Genomic DNA, 15,753 nt, shown 5'->3' on the forward strand with positions numbered 1-15,753 from the left:
GAAACCACTCTTTTTTGAGTGGTTTTTTTTTGCTCAAAATGTTGTTACCTTTACCGCTTTAAAGAAAAATACCTTAATGGAACTCTATAAAAGTCAGCAAATAAAAGTTTATAACTCATTATCAAATAAAAAAGAAGATTTTGCGCCTTTAATTCAAGGTTATGTTGGTATGTATGTTTGCGGACCAACAGTATATAGTAATGTTCATTTGGGTAATGTGCGAACATTCATGTCTTTTGATATGATTTTTCGTTATTTTAAACATTTAGGCTATAAAGTACGCTATGTTCGTAATATTACAGATGCAGGTCACTTAGAGAATGACGCCGATATTGGTGAAGATAGAATTGCCAAAAAAGCGCGATTAGAAGAATTAGAACCGATGGAGGTGGTACAACGATATACTGTAGATTTTCATGATGTGTTGAATCAATTTAACTTTTTACCACCAAGTATAGAGCCTACGGCAACTGGGCATATTGTAGAGCAGATTGGTATTATTGAAGATATTCTAGCCAAAGGATTAGCATATGAAGTAAATGGTTCGGTATACTTTGATGTGTTAAAATATAATAAGAATGAGCATTATGGTATTCTTAGCGGAAGAAATATCGAAGACGCAATTCATAATACACGCACACTAGATGGACAATCTGAAAAGAAAAACCCACAAGATTTTGCTTTATGGAAAAAAGCACAACCCGAGCATATTATGCGTTGGCCTTCGCCTTGGGGAATAGGTTTTCCTGGGTGGCATTTAGAATGTACTGCCATGAGTACAAAATATTTAGGTGAACAATTTGATATTCATGGTGGAGGTATGGATTTAAAATTTCCACATCACGAATGTGAAATTGCCCAAGCCCAAGCGAGCAAAGGTGTATCACCTGTTCGCTATTGGATGCATGGCAATATGTTGACGCTCAATGGTAAAAAAATGGCTAAATCAACGGGTAACAGTATTTTGCCAGGCGAACTTATTTCTGGTAACAATGGTATTTTAAGCAAAGCGTTTCCAGCTACTGTTGCACGTTTTTTCATGTTGCAGGCCCATTATAGAAGTATTCTAGATTTTTCTAATGATGCATTAGAGGCAGCAGAAAAAGGATATTATAGATTAATGAATGCCGTTGCCGATTTAGCAAAATTATCATTTTCAGACACGTCATCATTCGATATTAAGCCTTGGAAACAACTATGCTATGATGCCATGAACGACGATTTTAATTCGCCTATTTTAATTGCACAGTTGTTTGAAGGTGTAAAGTATATCAATCAGTTAAAAGAAAATAAAGTTACGCTTTCTGAAGCTGATTTAAATGATTTTAGGAGAACCCTAAACACCTTTATTTTTGATGTATTGGGTTTAGAAAATGTAGTTGTTGAAGATAGTTCAGATAGACTTTCTGGGGTGATGGATATGCTTATTAACATGAGAAATGAGGCCAGAGCAAATAAAGACTGGGCACTTTCAGATAAAATTCGTGATGAGTTGCAAGCCATCGGAATTCAATTAAAAGATGGTAAAGATGGTACTACTTTTTCAGTAAATTAATGTTTTGAAATCATATGCTTGTTAACTAGATAGTTAGAGAAGTAAGCATCAACAGATAAATACACAAATAAACGATTAAACAAATATTTACATATCCGTTTATTTTATTAGTGCGCTTTTATCAAGTAGCAATTTCTCCATATACACCAGCAAGTTGTAGATATTCACCTACATGTTCCCATTACACTGTAGAAGCTTTACAAAAGCACGGATTATTTCGTGGAGGGTGGTTAGCTATAAAACGTGTAGGTAGCTGTCACCCTTGGGGAGGTGAAGGGTATGATCCTGTTCCAGAAAGTAAAAAAGACAAGCTTTAATTTAAAGTTAAACCTGAATAAATACAGAACAAAAACTCCTATATTTACGCTTCAATTTTTAGTACATGAATTTACTACTCGCAATCGACTGGAATTTTAATCCAGATATCTTCAAATTAGGTTCTTTTCCTATAAAATATTATAGTTTAATGTACGTGTTAGCGTTCGTGCTAGGTCTAGAGATCATGAAACGCATTTACAAGAAAGATGGAATCACTATTGAAAAGTTAGATTCACTATTTATATATACCATCTTAGGTATGCTTATTGGTGCCAGAGTAGGACATTATTTATTTTATGAAGAAGATTATACTTTAGCTGAGGTTTTTCTTCCATTCAAATTAAATCCATTTGAATATACTGGTTTTAGAGGCTTGGCAAGTCATGGAGCAATTATCGGGATGATTATAACAACATATATTTATAGTAGAAGAGTTGTTAAAAAACCGTTATTGTGGACACTCGATCGTATGGTAATTGCCTCTGCGCCTGGTGCTGCATTTGTTAGGTTAGGTAATTTATTTAATTCTGAGATTGTAGGGAAGCCTACTGGTACCGATTTTGGATTTAAATTCATAAGAAATGATATTTCTGAATTTCAAGCGATGAAGATTACGGGTGCTAAAAATGTTGAAAAAGCATATGATCTTATTGAGAATAGTTCAAGATTTAAGCAAGTACTAGGTGATATACCCAATAGGTACCCAACACAATTATACGAAGCATTCGGCTATTTATTAGTTTTTGGAATATTATGGTATTTCTATTGGAAAACCGATAAGAAAAAACACGTAGGCTTCTTGTTTGGGCTTTTTATGGCTTTATTTTGGGCGGTTAGATTTATCGTTGAATTCTTTAAAGAGTGGCAAGGTGGTCTTGAAGAATGGATAGATGTAGGCATCAAACTTAATACAGGACAATGGTTAAGTATTCCGCTAGTTTTGATAGGACTTTTTTTTATGTTTAGAAAAAAACCGAAATTAGCTTAAAATATTAGGGATGATTTCTTTCCCACGCTGAATTTTCGACACTTCGAAAGGATAAAGGTAGATAAGGAATGGTTATTTTATTCACTTTAAAATTTATTTAAAATGGCTGTTTTAGAACAAATTTCTTCACAACAAGCAATCGATTTAGAAAACAAGTATGGTGCACATAATTATCATCCTCTACCCGTAGTATTAAGTAGAGGAGAAGGCGTCTATGTTTGGGACGTAGAAGGAAAAAAATATTACGATTTTTTATCAGCATATTCTGCTGTAAATCAAGGGCATTGTCATCCAAAAATTGTGGGTGCAATGACTGAGCAAGCACAAACGTTAACCTTAACATCAAGAGCTTTTTATAACGACATGTTAGGTCGTTATGAAAAGTTTGCGACCGAGTATTTTGGTTTTGATAAACTACTACCTATGAATACAGGTGCAGAAGCTGTAGAAACTGCACTAAAATTATGTAGAAAGTGGGCGTATGAGAAAAAAGGAATTGATGAAAATAAAGCACAAATAGTTGTTTGTAAAAACAATTTTCACGGAAGAACTACCACGATTATTTCATTTTCAAACGATCCGGTAGCACGCAAAAACTTCGGTCCGTTTACAGACGGATTTATAAAAGTTGAATATGACAACTTACATGCGTTAGAAGAAACATTAAAGAGTAATGAGGATATCGCTGGGTTTCTAGTAGAACCTATTCAAGGGGAAGCAGGAGTCTATGTGCCAAGCGAAAATTATTTAGCAAGCGCAAAAGCACTGTGTGAAAAACACAATGTATTGTTTATGGCTGATGAAGTACAAACGGGGATTGCCCGTACAGGTAGATTATTAGCTGTTAATCACGAACATGTTACACCAGATATTTTAATTCTTGGTAAAGCGCTATCTGGTGGTGCTTATCCAGTATCTGCAGTCTTGGCTAACAATCATATTATGAATGTGATTAAACCTGGAAATCACGGTTCTACTTTTGGAGGGAACCCTATTGCCGCAGCTGTGGCTATTGCTGCTTTAGAAGTGGTAAGAGATGAAAATTTAGCTGAGAATGCTGATACATTGGGTAACATTTTTAGAGACCGATTGAGCACTTTTGCTAAGAACAATGATCTTGTAAAATTAGTGAGAGGAAAAGGATTGTTAAATGCAATTCTTATCAATGATACTGAAGATAGTTCTACGGCTTGGGATATTTGTATTAAGTTAAGAGATAATGGTTTATTAGCTAAACCAACGCATGGAAATATTATTCGATTTGCCCCTCCTTTAGTGATGAATAAAGAGCAATTAAATGAATGTGTAGATATTATTATTAAAACAATTTCTGAATTTAAAAAGTAATATGAGATCAAAAATTATAGGTATAATTTTCTTGTTTTTCTTTACTGGAATTGCTTCCGCTCAAAGCGATCAAAAAACAGAAGTAAAAAAAGTGATTGATCTTTTTTTTAAAGGATTACAAAGTGGCGATACTGCTATCGTAAAAAGTACTGTTAAAGAGCCTATTTTACAAACTACTGCAGTAAATAAAGAAAATAAAACTCTTTTTAGAACCACTGATTTCTCTAACTTTCTAAGTTCATTGGCAAATAAGAACCCCAATGATACATGGGAAGAAAAATTGCTATCCTATACTATTCAAATAGATGGTACTATGGCAAATGTTTGGACACCTTATGAGTTTTATTTGAATGATACCTTTAGTCATTGTGGTGTGAATACATTTCAACTGGTATCTTTTAATGGTGTATGGAAAATAGTATATTTGATTGATACGCGACGAAAAAAATCATGTAAGAAATAGATATGATTGAGACACATAAAAATTATATAACAAAAGAAGATTTTAACACGGTACAATCTCGAGAAGAGTTGCTGAAGCTTATTAAAGAAAAAGATATTGATATAACTCGAGTTCTAAAGCGATTAAAGTACGAAGATGAATTACGTAATTTACAAATAGAGCTCGTTAAATTGCAACAGTGGATTTCTAAAAATAATAAACGTGTTGTTATAGTTTTTGAAGGACGCGATGCAGCTGGAAAAGGAGGTAATATTCGACGGTTTACTGAACATTTGAACCCTCGTTCGATGAACTCAGTAGCCTTGACTAAGCCTACCGAAATAGAAAAAGGGCAATGGTATTTTAGACGTTATATAAAAGAATTATCGAACCCTGGAGAGATTGTATTTTTTGATAGAAGTTGGTACAATAGAGCTGTTGTAGAACCCGTAATGGGTTTCTGTACTAAAGAACAATACGATATTTTTATGCTTCAAGTGCCCGAATTTGAACATATGTTATACGAAGATGGTGTAAAAATCATAAAGTTTTGGTTTTCGATTTCTAAAGAAGAACAGAAGGCAAGATTTGATTCAAGATTAGAAACACCTTTAAAACGATGGAAATATAGTCCCGTTGATCAAAAAGGGCAAGAGTTATGGGATAAATATACATTTTATAAAGAGCAAATGTTTAGTAAAACACATACCGCATATTGTCCTTGGACGATCGTAAAAGCTGATAATAAAAAAACGGCAAGACTCGAAACAATGCGTTATGTATTATCCCAATTTGATTATGAAGGAAAAAGCGAAACATTAACGACGTTATTGCCCGATCCAAATATTATTACGCGTTATTATAGATCTAATCACCAAATCGATTCGTAAAAGTTATGCAAGATTATAGTTTGACAGATGACGATATTTTAAAGTTAAATTCAAAGAAAGGATTAGAAGCATTGCTCTCTGAAGAAGAGTTCAATCCTGTAAAAACAATTCGTTATATTGATTATGAAAAGCGACTTAAAAAGTTGCAGATCGAATTAGTACGCTTACAAACTTGGGTTATTAACAATAATGAACGTATCATCATTATTTTTGAAGGTAGAGATGCTGCTGGTAAAGGTGGTGCAATTAGAAGGGCAACAGAGCGTATGAACCCTAGAATGTATCGAATTGTAGCCTTGCCAAAACCTAACGAAGAAGAAAAAACACAATGGTATTTTCAAAGATATGTTAATCGTTTTCCTAGAGCAGGTGAGATCGTTTTTTTCGATAGAAGTTGGTATAATAGGGCTGTTGTAGAGCCCGTGAATCAATTTTGCACCAAAGAGCAACATGAAATCTTTATGCATCATGTAAATGGCTTTGAAAAGATGTTAATCGATTCTGGTATTAGATTAGTAAAAATATACATGTCAATTTCGAAAAGAGAACAGGCAAAACGTTTTGCAGAAATTAAAAATGATCCGTTAAAACAATGGAAAATGACACCTGTAGATGAAAAAGCGCAAGAACTATGGGATGTATATACAGAGTATAAAACCAAAATGTTCGAAAATACAGCAGGTGGTATTCCGTTTAAAATTATAAAAGCGAATAGAAAAACATCGGCTAGAACAGCTGCGATTCAGTACATTTTAAAAACGATTCCTTACGATAAAAATTTAGAGATATAAAAGAGGCTGCTTTTATAAGCAGCCTCCTGTTTTTATTGATTTTGTAATTCTTCTAGTTTTTCACGTAAGAGTTCCTCATTTTGTAGGTCTTCAACAGAAAGACCTAGCGCAAGCAGTACATAAATAATCATTATAATAAATAAGACACTAAGTACAACGGCAATAATGGCCATTATTCTACCTGCTTTCACATTTCCTGGGTCTCCATAATCTTCAGGATTTGCTTTATAAGTTCTTAGTGATCCGTTTGCAATAACTATAGTAATAATACCGAGTAAAATTCCAGGAATACCGTAACAAAAACATCCGATGATAGATAAAATTCCGAGTACTAATATTAAGGTTGAATTGGGTAATTGTTGTCTTTCCATTTTTAGAGATGATTAAATATATAATTGGTGACCATAATGATAATATTAATTATAAATAATGTTAATAATACTTTATGACCATTTTTAAAATTCATTTTAAGATGTGCCAGTAAATATCCAAACATAGCTATAATGGTATAAATGGCAGGATACATATAAAAAGCTTCTGTAAACTGACCTTTTAGTAATAAAACAACCGATCGTTGCATGCCACAACCCAAGCATTCGATCCCTAGATTCGATTTAAAGGAACAGCTTAACAGGTTTTCTTCTAAAAAAGTAATGAAGCTCATATATTTTTTAAATGTACAAAAATATGATTGTATTTTTATAGTCTAATTATGAATAAGTATTTTACAATAGGAGACAAGGTTTCTGTAATTGATGATATTATAACTGGTATTGTTTACAAGGTTAATAGAAACGAAATTAGCATCAAAGACGAACATGGTTTTATACATGAATATCTTTCTTCAGAGCTTGTTATGTCTCATGACAACGATAAGAGCACTTCTAATCTCTTAATTGTTGAAAAGAAGGAGTTATTGGAAAAGGAAGATTTTAAAAAAGCGTTCGTTAAACCAAAAACAGCAAACTTAAAGAAGCAACTACCGTTAGAAGTAGATTTGCATATTCACCACCTCACAAATGCTACCAAAGGAATGACTAATTATGACATGCTTAGCTTGCAATTGGCTACTGTGAAGAAGCAACTAGCATTTGCAAAAAAGCAAAAGATAAAACGTATTGTTTTTATTCACGGAGTTGGTGAAGGGGTCTTAGAAGCCGAAATTAAAAAACTATTAAAGAATTACCCTGTTGAGGTATATGCCGCTTCCTTTCAAAAATATGGTTTTGGTGCAACAGAGGTATATTTATATCAAAACCCTATTTAGTAGCTTCATCATTTTCAAGACTCGATATTTCTCTTATAATTTTACCGAAATCATAAGTATCAAATCGGATTGTACTTTCGTTAGTGTTGGTAAGGTTAAGATTATTAATGGTTACAGAGGTTGTAAAAATTCTAGTAAATTTCTCTGGGATGTCTGGTAAAGGGTTTTCTGCAGTATTAGTGCTATCTGCATCTAAATAGTTAAGAATACCATCGCCATCATCATCTTCTGTATTACCTTCTAATTTAGTGGGTGTTCCGTCACCGTCATCATCATCATCCCTGTAATTAGGTATTCCGTCTTTATCGGTGTCTATAAGATTACCATCGGCATCAAGTGTAATTTCTTTTGAAGTTTCAATACCATCATTATCATCATCACTATCAAGGTAATCGGGTAAATCATCTGTATCGCTATTATCGTCAGTAAAATCTCCATTATTATTTAGATCTTCTTGTTCGGCATTTAAACCATCTTTATCATCCTCAGTTTTTATGGTGTTCATAACAAGACTGCCTGTGCCTGTCCATTCATTAATGATGGTAGGTTCATTTGGCGGGATATTTTGGCAAAAATAATTAGTGCCGTTAATCGTATTGTTAAACGTTCTATAGTTAATTGTATTGTTTCCAGTTTCTCGTAGCGAAATAGCAGTTTTTGTACCCTCAGTTATAAGAAAACTCTTATTTGTGGTAGTAAATTGTACACTTAAAGCTTCGCTATCATTCGTTTTATAAAAAACATGTGTAATTACGTGGTTAGTTCCACTAGTATCAACAGAAAAGCAGTCATCAAGACTACCGTCAAAAACGAATTCTGGTACATCTATATTACCATCATCACAACCCATTAAAATCACAATACTAAAAAATGCAAGTAGTTTCTTCATAGTCACAAAAATAAACGTTTTGATGAACTGACCGAGATTACATCCTTATAAATTAACTATTTTTGCACAGTTTTAACATCATGAAGAGAGTTTATCTAGATAATGCTGCAACTACACCTATACATCCTGAAGTTATTCAGACAATAACCGAAGTGATGCAAGACGTCTATGGTAATCCGTCATCTACGCATCAATTTGGTAGAAAAGCGAAGGCTGTTGTTGAATCTGCAAGAAAGTTTATTGCGCAGTGTTTTAATGTGTCTGCTGCTGAGGTCATATTTACATCGGGTGGGAGTGAAGCAGATAATTTAATTCTAAGAAATGCCGTTGAACATTTAGGAGTTGCCCATATTATTAGTTCTAGAATAGAACATCATGCTGTGCTACATACTATCGAAGCATTACAGAAAGAACAAGATATTGTAGTAAGTTATGTAAACTTAAATGCATCTGGTGAGGTTGATCTTCATCATTTAGAATCTTTGCTTGAAACTAATAATGGAAAGATATTAGTAAGTCTAATGTGTATTAATAATGAGTTGGGTAATTTGCTTGATGTGGAAGCGGTTTGTAAATTATGTAACAAATATGATGCCTTATTTCATTCTGATACTGTACAATTGATAGGGCATTATCTGTTAGATTTACAAAAAACACCTATTGATTTTATGGTTGCCAGTGCGCATAAATTTCATGGACCTAAAGGTGTAGGTTTTGCGATTATAAAAAAAGGATTTGGTATAAAACCTATGTTAATAGGTGGAGGGCAAGAAAAAGGAGCGCGTGCGGGTACTGAAAATGTACATAACATTGCAGGGATGCACAAAGCACTTGAAATTGCCTATACAACTATGGATGCCGACGCTGACCATATGAAAAAATTGAAAAAATATTTTATCACTGCCTTAAAAAAAATTGATGCAAATATCGAATTTAATGGATGTTCTAACGATTTAGAAAAAAGTACTTATACCATTTTAAATGTACGTTTCTCAAAGGAGATTAAAATGTTACTTTTTAACTTAGATCTTAAAGGGATTGCTGCTTCAGGGGGCAGTGCCTGCCAAAGTGGAAGTACGAAAGGCTCTCATGTGCTACATACCATTCTTTCTGAAGAAGATAGTAAAAATACATCGATACGGTTTTCTTTTAGTAGAGATACTACAAGAGAAGATATTGATTATACCCTAAGGACTTTGAATAATATTATCAATTAGTATCAAATTTATGTTGTCTTTTATAAGTGTTACCTCTGCTATCTGTTGTGACTCTGGAGAATTTCGTAGCAAAACCGTCTGAGGTCTCATGCAATTCATAACTAAAATTATCGAATGTGCCTCGATCATATTGTTTAACCAAGTTAATATTATTTCCTAAGTAAATATATCCTGTGAATACGAAACCAGTATGATAATTAACAAGAAAAGCATTTCGTTTACTTCCGAATGTCTTTTGCATTACGAAATAATATGGGTTGGTTATATTATGATAACTTAAGGATACAGTGGTTTGACCGTTTAAATTTTTGATCTCAGTTAGATTTCCATTTGAGTCGTAGTGGTAAGATCCACCATTTTCCTCTATTCTAAGATCTAGAATTCTTGAAATATTATTATTAACCCCAAAAACAAACTCAGATTTATCATTTAAAAGAGACCATTCATTATTAGTCGAATTATAACTTCTATATTCTCTCCTTATGACGCTATGATCTGTGTATTCATATTGAAAAGAATATTGAGGAATAGAATAGTGATGTACTATTCGGCCTTTATCGTCGTACTCAAAATTCTCATAGTCATATAAGACATTTGGTGCGTTTTCTAAGTATATTCTGCTTAAAGCTCCACAAGAATTATATTCAAATTTAAAGTAACGATCAAATTCAGCTCCAAAAGAACTAATTTCATGTTTTCTAGTGATTCTATTATTTTCATCGATACTGTATTCAACAAATGTCTCAACAGTTCCCTGTTGCGTTAAATCACCACGTGAGTAACTAGTTATATTTAAATCATTAGTAAGAATACTAGAGTTGTTTAAACAATTCTCTGAGCTATCATTTGAACAAGAAATTAACGGAAGAAATAATAATAAGAAGCAAGTTATTTTTTTCAAAAGATTAGTTTTAACTAAAATATAAATTTTACGTAAAAGAAAAAAACGTGATTATTTTACGATTACGCTTATCGGTTTGTGTATGATTAATAGCGTGGTTTAGCGATTAATTTAACAAGTACATAATAAACTGAAAATCCGTGAGGATTTTTAAAAATAGGTGAGAACAAGCAATAAATTATATATGTTGTTGGCATCTCGTTCTTTTTCTTATGATAAAATTTTACAATTAGAATTATCTAATTCCGAATCACACGCAAGTTTGGATGAGACGATTTTTGCTAGAATCATTTTTTTCATAGCCTTTAATTCTGTTATTTTTTTGTCAATCTTTTTTATTTTGTTCTCAACTTTTAATTCCATTGTAGAACAGTTGGCCTTATTCAATTCAAACAATTCTAGAATTTCTGCTATTTCATTAAGAGTAAAACCGAAACTTTTCGATTTTTTTATTAGAAATAATGTATTAAGGTTCTGCTCACTATATTGCTTATAATTATTCCATTCAGATTCCGAACGATTAACCTTAATTAATCCTTTCTTTTCGTAAAATCGTATGGTATCTCGAGATAAGCCCGTTTTATTTGAAATTTCTCCTATTAACATAATTTTTTTCTAAAAATAGTGATTTTTTCCTTGACCGTTGACTATACTCCATGGTTTATCTTTGCCAATAAGTCAAATAAAAATGAAATGAAGTTCTTGAGAATAAACACTATTTGGGGAAATATAATCTCTGTGTTCAATGGTCTTGCATCAAAAAAATCATTAGCATGTACTGCCGGTTGTTGCGAAAAAGAATCCATCTCCATTAAGCAGAAAACCTCAATTGATTTAGAAATAGTAAAGCATGAATACGAATCGATAGCCTGTAATTTAATAGAATCCAAACTGGCTGAAAGAAAAAATGAACTTCAAAAAGAAGTGTTTTCTAGAGTAAAGAATACAAAAGAAATTGAAGCGGGATTTATCTTTTCCTTTCCATACGAGGAAAAATTCTTATTAAAAATGACAGAATATATTATAACAGAAAAAAGATGTTGTCCGTTTTTCGCATTTGAAATTAAGCTTCCTCGAACAAATAGTATTCTACTCGAAATTACAGGATCTTTAGAATCTAAAAAGATGCTAGAAATGTTTTTAGCTGAATTTAATTGAAAAAAACGATGGGATTATACGACAAATACCTTCTTCCAAAGGTGATTGATTGGACTTGCAATCAACAACCAAGCGTGAAGCAAAGAGAAAAAATCATTCCTTTAGCTAGCGGTAATGTTTTGGAAATTGGTATTGGTTCGGGTTTGAATTTACCTTTTTATAGTAAAGAAAAAGTAAAAAGCCTTTTAGCTATTGACCCTTCCATTGAAATATGGAATAAAAATCGTATAAACACTAACGAATTATCTTTTGAATTCAATTTCGTAAAAACTATTGCAGAAAATATTCCCGCTGACAATAGTAGTTTTGATACAGTTGTATTTACATATACGCTCTGTTCGATAGTTGATACAACAAAGGCTTTTGATGAAATTATAAGAGTACTTAAAACAAATGGGAAAATTATTTTTTGCGAACATGGTAAAGCTCCAGATAAACCTGTTCAAAAATGGCAAAATTTCATTAATCCAATTTGGAAGCAATTGGGCGGTGGTTGTATACTCAATAAAGATATACCTTCTATTATTGAAAGTAATGGTTTAGTAATAGATAAAATGGACTCAATGTATATTCCTGGTTGGAAACCGGCTAGCTATAATTTTTTGGGCATAGCAAAGTTGCGATAGAATGCATGCTAACGTTGAGCGGTACAGAGTTTTAATTCCGTTTAGCGAATGCTAAACGAAGTTCGAGGAAAATCTTTTAAGAAACAAAAATTATAAGACAAAAAACCGAAGTTGTTACACTTCGGTTTTTATTTATTTCTTTTTCTTCTGCTGCGCTTGTTGCTCTTGCGCTTGTTTCATCGCATCATCTAAACGCTGTCGAAACTTACTTTTCTTTTTAGGCTTTGCTTTGTTTTCTTGTATCTGTGCATGAATTTTATTCTCGTCAATTACGTAGTTCTTGATTACAAACATAATAGCAATAGTTAGTAAGTTCGAAATAAAGTAATACAAACTTAAACCACTTGCATAGTTATTAAAGAATACCAACATAAATAAGGGTGACATATACATCATCATCTTCATCATCTTACCCATATCTGGCATTCCTTCTTGGGTAGGAGGTGTCATGTTTGACTGCTGGCTCTGGGTCATACGCATATAAAAGAAGATGGCGATCGAAGCTAATATTGGAAAGAGACTTACATGATCACCATAGAAAGGTATTTTAAACGGAAGTTTAAAAACAGTATCATACGATGATAAATCGTTTGCCCACAAAAAACTCTTTTGGCGTAAATCTATATTCGATGGAAAAAACTTAAATAATGCAAAGAAAATAGGCATCTGTAATAAGGCAGGAATACATCCTGCCAAGGGGCTTACACCCGCTTTACTTTGTAGTGCCATCGTTTCTTGCTGGCGCTTCATCGCATTTTCCTTGCCAGGATATTTATCATTAATTGCTTGCATTTCAGGTCGTAAAACTTTCATACGCGCACTCGATAAATATGATTTATAGACCACGGGTGACATTAAAATACGAACTACAATGGTCATTAAGATGATCAATAATCCATAGTTACCTATAAAAGAACTTAAAAATGAAAATACAGGTACAAAAATATATCTGTTAATTACGCCAAAGATTCCCCAGCCAAGGTCAGCAGATTCATCAAAACCAGTACCTTCATATTGCTTTAATGTTTTATAGTCACTTGGGCCATAATACATATTCATAGCATAATTCAATTCTCCATTTTTTAAGGCCAGCGGCGCCGATAGCGCAAATTTTCTGTAGCGTACAGTGTCTTTATCTTCATCTTCAACCAAATCTTTAGAGCTGATTTCGGCACTAGCAAACGGCGTATCAGATTTTAAAATAGAGGTAAAGAAATGTTGTTTAAATGCAACCCAATCTACATCTTTTTCGGTTTCATCATCATCTTTGTTTAAATAGGTTACGTCATCATCTGCTCTATAATAAAACCAAGTGTACATATCTTCTGCGTAGGCACTTTTTTCATTACGGTATGCCTCTAATTGCCAATCTAAATTAATAGCTTGCGAACCATTAATCACAGTATTCAACCCTTGCGATTGAATGGCAAAATCCATTAGATAATCATTAGGCTTCAGCTCATATCGATAGGCTAAGAACTGTGTATTAGAAACCTTTAGTTTCATGGTTAAAACACTATGCTCACCATTTTTAGTTAATGATGGTTCAAAAAAGAGATCTTTTGTATTTAGAATACGGTTATCAGTAGTTCCGAAGTTAATATTAAACTTAGCATTGGCATCTTTAATAAGATATAAAGGAGTTTTTCGCCAAGTTTTATACTCTTTTAATTCAACCTCTGTTATTTGTCCACCTTTGTTGTTTACAGTTATTTTTAACAATTCATTTTCTATAACTGTTGTGTTCGCTTTCGCGGAAGGTAGGGTAGCGCTGTATGAAAAAGCACCAAGCTCATTTTGAACTTTTACCAATCCTAACGAATCTGTAGGATTAATAGTCGTTGCTAAGGTATCTTTAGTTATTGTAGCTGTTTTAGTATCTATTTGTGCTTTTTGAATAGAATCTTGCACCTGCGCTGCTTTCTGCTTTGCTAATTCTTCTTCGGTAGGTTTGTTATTGTAAATCCAAAACGTACCTAAAAGTGCTAAAAGTATAAATCCTATTAGAGAATTAAGATCGAATTTTTTTTCTTCCATATCGAGTAATGCCAAGATGGCATAGATGAATTAATATATTGATTGATAAATCAGACAAACAGTCAAAAAAGCTTGTAGATTTTTTCAGCGCGAAAGTATAAAAAACTAGCCATATAGCTTGTATTTATTGATGTTAAATTAAAATAAGAATATTTTATAAAGCCAGTAACCTTCACGCTTACTTTATATAAGTCAAAGAATGTTCCAAAGTAAAGTTATTTACTATTCTCAAAAAAAATACTTCATTTTTTTAACACTTAAGTTTTCTATTTTGTACTATCTTTAGTTTATAACTTTAAATTTCTCACTCATGAAAAGGCTCCTTTCTTTAGTATTACTAGGTTTGCTTACGGTTTCGTTACATGCACAATTTTATATTTCTGGTAGCGGTGGATACTCTATAGGAGTAGCGAAAAAAACTCTAGGCTCTGAAATTTCTGCCTCTGGTGTAAGTGATTTAGAGGGAAGCTATGGTGAAGGGATACATGCGCAACTAAGAGGTGGCTATACTTTTAATGAAAAATGGGCATTAGAATTAGGCTTAGGTTATTTACATGGTTCAGATCAAGATGTCACAAGAATTTCTGGCGAGCCTACACTACCTGAAGCAAAAATATTTGCAAGAGGTAGAGCGTTTGGAGCATCACTTTCTGGCATTTATAGTTTTACAGAAAACATTTATGTACGTGCAGGTTTACTTACTAAAATTGGCGGTAGAACTGAGGCCATAAGTGAAGTTACGGTGAGTAATCTACCTGTACTATTATTTAATCCTGCTGTTACGGATCCAACAATAGTTGCTGATTTGAATACAAACTTTACAACCGATTTTCACGGTAAGCTCCCTTTTGGTGGTATTTTAGCAGCTGGCTATAAATTTCCTGTTGGTGATAACTTGAACTTATTTGCTGAAGTTGAATACATGGGTATTAATATTACGAGAGATACATCAGAATTGTCTAAGTTTTCGGCAACTTTTGCAGGTCAAGCTTTGACTCGAGATCAGGTAGTAGGTGGTATGCTGCGCTTAATTGCTCAACCCTCTACACCTCAATCTACTAGAGAAACTATTGCACGATTTTTACCATTGCTAGAAGATGAGGCTGAATGGGGAACAGGTGATTTACCTTCTTCTGAAGCACCCTATTCATCTCTAGGTTTTAATTTTGGAGTGACATACACATTCAATTAAACGAATTGTTCCCTTTTGCAATGTAATTATATATAGCTAGGGCAAGTACTTCAGCGGCTTTAGGGTAGTTTCGAAACCATAACTCTGGTTCGATAAGCTCTAACTCTGCTAATGCAATAGTACCATGATTGTCAT

18 protein-coding genes are annotated in these 15,753 nt (G+C 33.1%); 12 read left to right on the top strand and 6 right to left on the bottom strand.

From position 1 onward, the window contains the following. The first annotated feature begins 76 nt into the window (after nt 1–76). The 7 genes from cysS to ppk2 (AC1EUY_RS09580) all read left to right on the top strand — a co-directional run bounded on the left by cysS (nt 77) and on the right by ppk2 (AC1EUY_RS09580) (nt 6,331). Nucleotides 77–1,555 (top strand): cysteine--tRNA ligase, encoded by a 1,479-nt coding sequence (gene cysS, locus AC1EUY_RS09550; protein ID WP_480195316.1) that lies wholly within the window; start codon nt 77–79, stop codon nt 1,553–1,555. 74 nt (nt 1,556–1,629) lie between these two features. Then, nucleotides 1,630–1,872 (top strand): membrane protein insertion efficiency factor YidD, encoded by a 243-nt coding sequence (gene yidD / locus AC1EUY_RS09555; protein WP_480195317.1) that lies wholly within the window; start codon nt 1,630–1,632, stop codon nt 1,870–1,872. A 65-nt stretch (nt 1,873–1,937) separates the two neighbouring features. Beyond that, the gene (gene lgt / locus AC1EUY_RS09560; RefSeq protein WP_480195300.1) at nt 1,938–2,861 is read left to right on the top strand and encodes a prolipoprotein diacylglyceryl transferase; all 924 of its coding nucleotides are present in this window, start codon (nt 1,938–1,940) and stop codon (nt 2,859–2,861) included. Between the two features lie 102 nt (nt 2,862–2,963). Beyond that, entirely contained in the window at nt 2,964–4,208 is a 1,245-nt protein-coding gene (gene rocD / locus AC1EUY_RS09565) for an ornithine--oxo-acid transaminase (protein WP_480195301.1), read from the top strand. Nucleotide 4,209: 1 nt separating this feature from the next. Then, on the top strand, nt 4,210–4,671 hold the full coding sequence (locus AC1EUY_RS09570) for a nuclear transport factor 2 family protein (RefSeq protein ID WP_480195302.1): 462 nt from the start codon (nt 4,210–4,212) through the stop codon (nt 4,669–4,671). Between the two features lie 2 nt (nt 4,672–4,673). Further along, nucleotides 4,674–5,540, top strand: a complete 867-nt coding sequence (ppk2, locus tag AC1EUY_RS09575) for a polyphosphate kinase 2 (RefSeq protein WP_480195303.1) — start codon at nt 4,674–4,676, stop codon at nt 5,538–5,540. A gap of 5 nt (nt 5,541–5,545) precedes the next feature. Then, the gene (ppk2, locus tag AC1EUY_RS09580) at nt 5,546–6,331 is read left to right on the top strand and encodes a polyphosphate kinase 2 (RefSeq protein WP_480195304.1); all 786 of its coding nucleotides are present in this window, start codon (nt 5,546–5,548) and stop codon (nt 6,329–6,331) included. A 32-nt stretch (nt 6,332–6,363) separates the two neighbouring features. Here ppk2 (AC1EUY_RS09580) and AC1EUY_RS09585 read toward each other — a convergent pair whose 3' ends face one another. Together AC1EUY_RS09585 and AC1EUY_RS09590 are read right to left on the bottom strand one after the other, a co-directional pair. After that, the gene (locus AC1EUY_RS09585; protein WP_480195305.1) at nt 6,364–6,702 is read right to left on the bottom strand and encodes a CCC motif membrane protein; all 339 of its coding nucleotides are present in this window, start codon (nt 6,700–6,702) and stop codon (nt 6,364–6,366) included. 2 nt (nt 6,703–6,704) lie between these two features. Next, nucleotides 6,705–6,995 carry a DUF2752 domain-containing protein gene (locus AC1EUY_RS09590; protein WP_480195306.1) on the bottom strand — a complete coding sequence of 97 codons (291 nt, stop codon included), beginning with the start codon at nt 6,993–6,995 and terminating at the stop codon, nt 6,705–6,707. Nucleotides 6,996–7,043: 48 nt separating this feature from the next. Here AC1EUY_RS09590 and AC1EUY_RS09595 point away from each other — a divergent pair, with 48 nt between their 5' ends. Continuing rightward, complete coding sequence (locus AC1EUY_RS09595; RefSeq protein ID WP_480195307.1) at nt 7,044–7,598, top strand: Smr/MutS family protein; 555 nt, start codon at nt 7,044–7,046, stop codon at nt 7,596–7,598. On the opposite strand, the gene AC1EUY_RS09600 is transcribed toward AC1EUY_RS09595, so the two are convergent. After that, entirely contained in the window at nt 7,591–8,487 is an 897-nt protein-coding gene (locus tag AC1EUY_RS09600; protein ID WP_480195308.1) for a hypothetical protein, read from the bottom strand. The two genes, AC1EUY_RS09595 and AC1EUY_RS09600, sit on opposite strands and share 8 nt — an antisense overlap. Before the next feature lie 80 nt (nt 8,488–8,567). Here AC1EUY_RS09600 and AC1EUY_RS09605 point away from each other — a divergent pair, with 80 nt between their 5' ends. Beyond that, entirely contained in the window at nt 8,568–9,704 is a 1,137-nt protein-coding gene (locus AC1EUY_RS09605) for a cysteine desulfurase family protein (RefSeq protein ID WP_480195309.1), read from the top strand. Here the strand turns inward: AC1EUY_RS09605 and AC1EUY_RS09610 are convergent. Continuing rightward, the gene (locus tag AC1EUY_RS09610) at nt 9,697–10,605 is read right to left on the bottom strand and encodes a hypothetical protein (protein ID WP_480195310.1); all 909 of its coding nucleotides are present in this window, start codon (nt 10,603–10,605) and stop codon (nt 9,697–9,699) included. The two genes, AC1EUY_RS09605 and AC1EUY_RS09610, sit on opposite strands and share 8 nt — an antisense overlap. A gap of 210 nt (nt 10,606–10,815) precedes the next feature. Then, entirely contained in the window at nt 10,816–11,211 is a 396-nt protein-coding gene (locus AC1EUY_RS09615) for a MerR family transcriptional regulator (protein WP_480195311.1), read from the bottom strand. An 87-nt stretch (nt 11,212–11,298) separates the two neighbouring features. Between AC1EUY_RS09615 and AC1EUY_RS09620 the strand changes: the two genes are divergently transcribed. Both AC1EUY_RS09620 and AC1EUY_RS09625 read left to right on the top strand, forming a co-directional pair. Further along, complete coding sequence (locus AC1EUY_RS09620) at nt 11,299–11,763, top strand: hypothetical protein (RefSeq protein WP_480195312.1); 465 nt, start codon at nt 11,299–11,301, stop codon at nt 11,761–11,763. 8 nt (nt 11,764–11,771) lie between these two features. Further along, nucleotides 11,772–12,389: a class I SAM-dependent methyltransferase gene (locus AC1EUY_RS09625; RefSeq protein ID WP_480195313.1), complete on the top strand. Its 618-nt coding sequence runs from the start codon at nt 11,772–11,774 to the stop codon at nt 12,387–12,389. A gap of 132 nt (nt 12,390–12,521) precedes the next feature. Here the strand turns inward: AC1EUY_RS09625 and yidC are convergent, their stop codons facing one another. Further along, the gene (gene yidC, locus AC1EUY_RS09630) at nt 12,522–14,426 is read right to left on the bottom strand and encodes a membrane protein insertase YidC (RefSeq protein WP_480195318.1); all 1,905 of its coding nucleotides are present in this window, start codon (nt 14,424–14,426) and stop codon (nt 12,522–12,524) included. A 310-nt stretch (nt 14,427–14,736) separates the two neighbouring features. On the opposite strand from yidC, the gene AC1EUY_RS09635 reads away from it, so the two are divergent. Then, complete coding sequence (locus AC1EUY_RS09635; RefSeq protein WP_480195314.1) at nt 14,737–15,618, top strand: outer membrane beta-barrel protein; 882 nt, start codon at nt 14,737–14,739, stop codon at nt 15,616–15,618. Nucleotides 15,619–15,753: the final 135 nt, after the last annotated feature.

This window comes from Maritimimonas sp. 2210JD6-3 (genome assembly GCF_056591795.1).

Bases quoted from the DNA above. Each gene is read 5' to 3' on its own strand.
- AC1EUY_RS09635 (WP_480195314.1), top strand. From the start codon at position 14,737: ATGAAAAGGCTCCTTTCTTTAGTATTACTAGGTTTGCTTACGGTTTCG.
- AC1EUY_RS09590 (WP_480195306.1), bottom strand. From the start codon at position 6,995: ATGAGCTTCATTACTTTTTTAGAAGAAAACCTGTTAAGCTGTTCCTTT.
- AC1EUY_RS09605 (WP_480195309.1), top strand. From the start codon at position 8,568: ATGAAGAGAGTTTATCTAGATAATGCTGCAACTACACCTATACATCCT.
- ppk2 (WP_480195303.1), top strand. From the start codon at position 4,674: ATGATTGAGACACATAAAAATTATATAACAAAAGAAGATTTTAACACG.
- cysS (WP_480195316.1), top strand. From the start codon at position 77: ATGGAACTCTATAAAAGTCAGCAAATAAAAGTTTATAACTCATTATCA.
- yidC (WP_480195318.1), bottom strand. From the start codon at position 14,426: ATGGAAGAAAAAAAATTCGATCTTAATTCTCTAATAGGATTTATACTT.
- rocD (WP_480195301.1), top strand. From the start codon at position 2,964: ATGGCTGTTTTAGAACAAATTTCTTCACAACAAGCAATCGATTTAGAA.
- AC1EUY_RS09595 (WP_480195307.1), top strand. From the start codon at position 7,044: ATGAATAAGTATTTTACAATAGGAGACAAGGTTTCTGTAATTGATGAT.
- lgt (WP_480195300.1), top strand. From the start codon at position 1,938: ATGAATTTACTACTCGCAATCGACTGGAATTTTAATCCAGATATCTTC.
- AC1EUY_RS09585 (WP_480195305.1), bottom strand. From the start codon at position 6,702: ATGGAAAGACAACAATTACCCAATTCAACCTTAATATTAGTACTCGGA.
- ppk2 (WP_480195304.1), top strand. From the start codon at position 5,546: ATGCAAGATTATAGTTTGACAGATGACGATATTTTAAAGTTAAATTCA.
- AC1EUY_RS09570 (WP_480195302.1), top strand. From the start codon at position 4,210: ATGAGATCAAAAATTATAGGTATAATTTTCTTGTTTTTCTTTACTGGA.
- AC1EUY_RS09620 (WP_480195312.1), top strand. From the start codon at position 11,299: ATGAAGTTCTTGAGAATAAACACTATTTGGGGAAATATAATCTCTGTG.
- AC1EUY_RS09615 (WP_480195311.1), bottom strand. From the start codon at position 11,211: ATGTTAATAGGAGAAATTTCAAATAAAACGGGCTTATCTCGAGATACC.
- AC1EUY_RS09625 (WP_480195313.1), top strand. From the start codon at position 11,772: ATGGGATTATACGACAAATACCTTCTTCCAAAGGTGATTGATTGGACT.
- AC1EUY_RS09600 (WP_480195308.1), bottom strand. From the start codon at position 8,487: ATGAAGAAACTACTTGCATTTTTTAGTATTGTGATTTTAATGGGTTGT.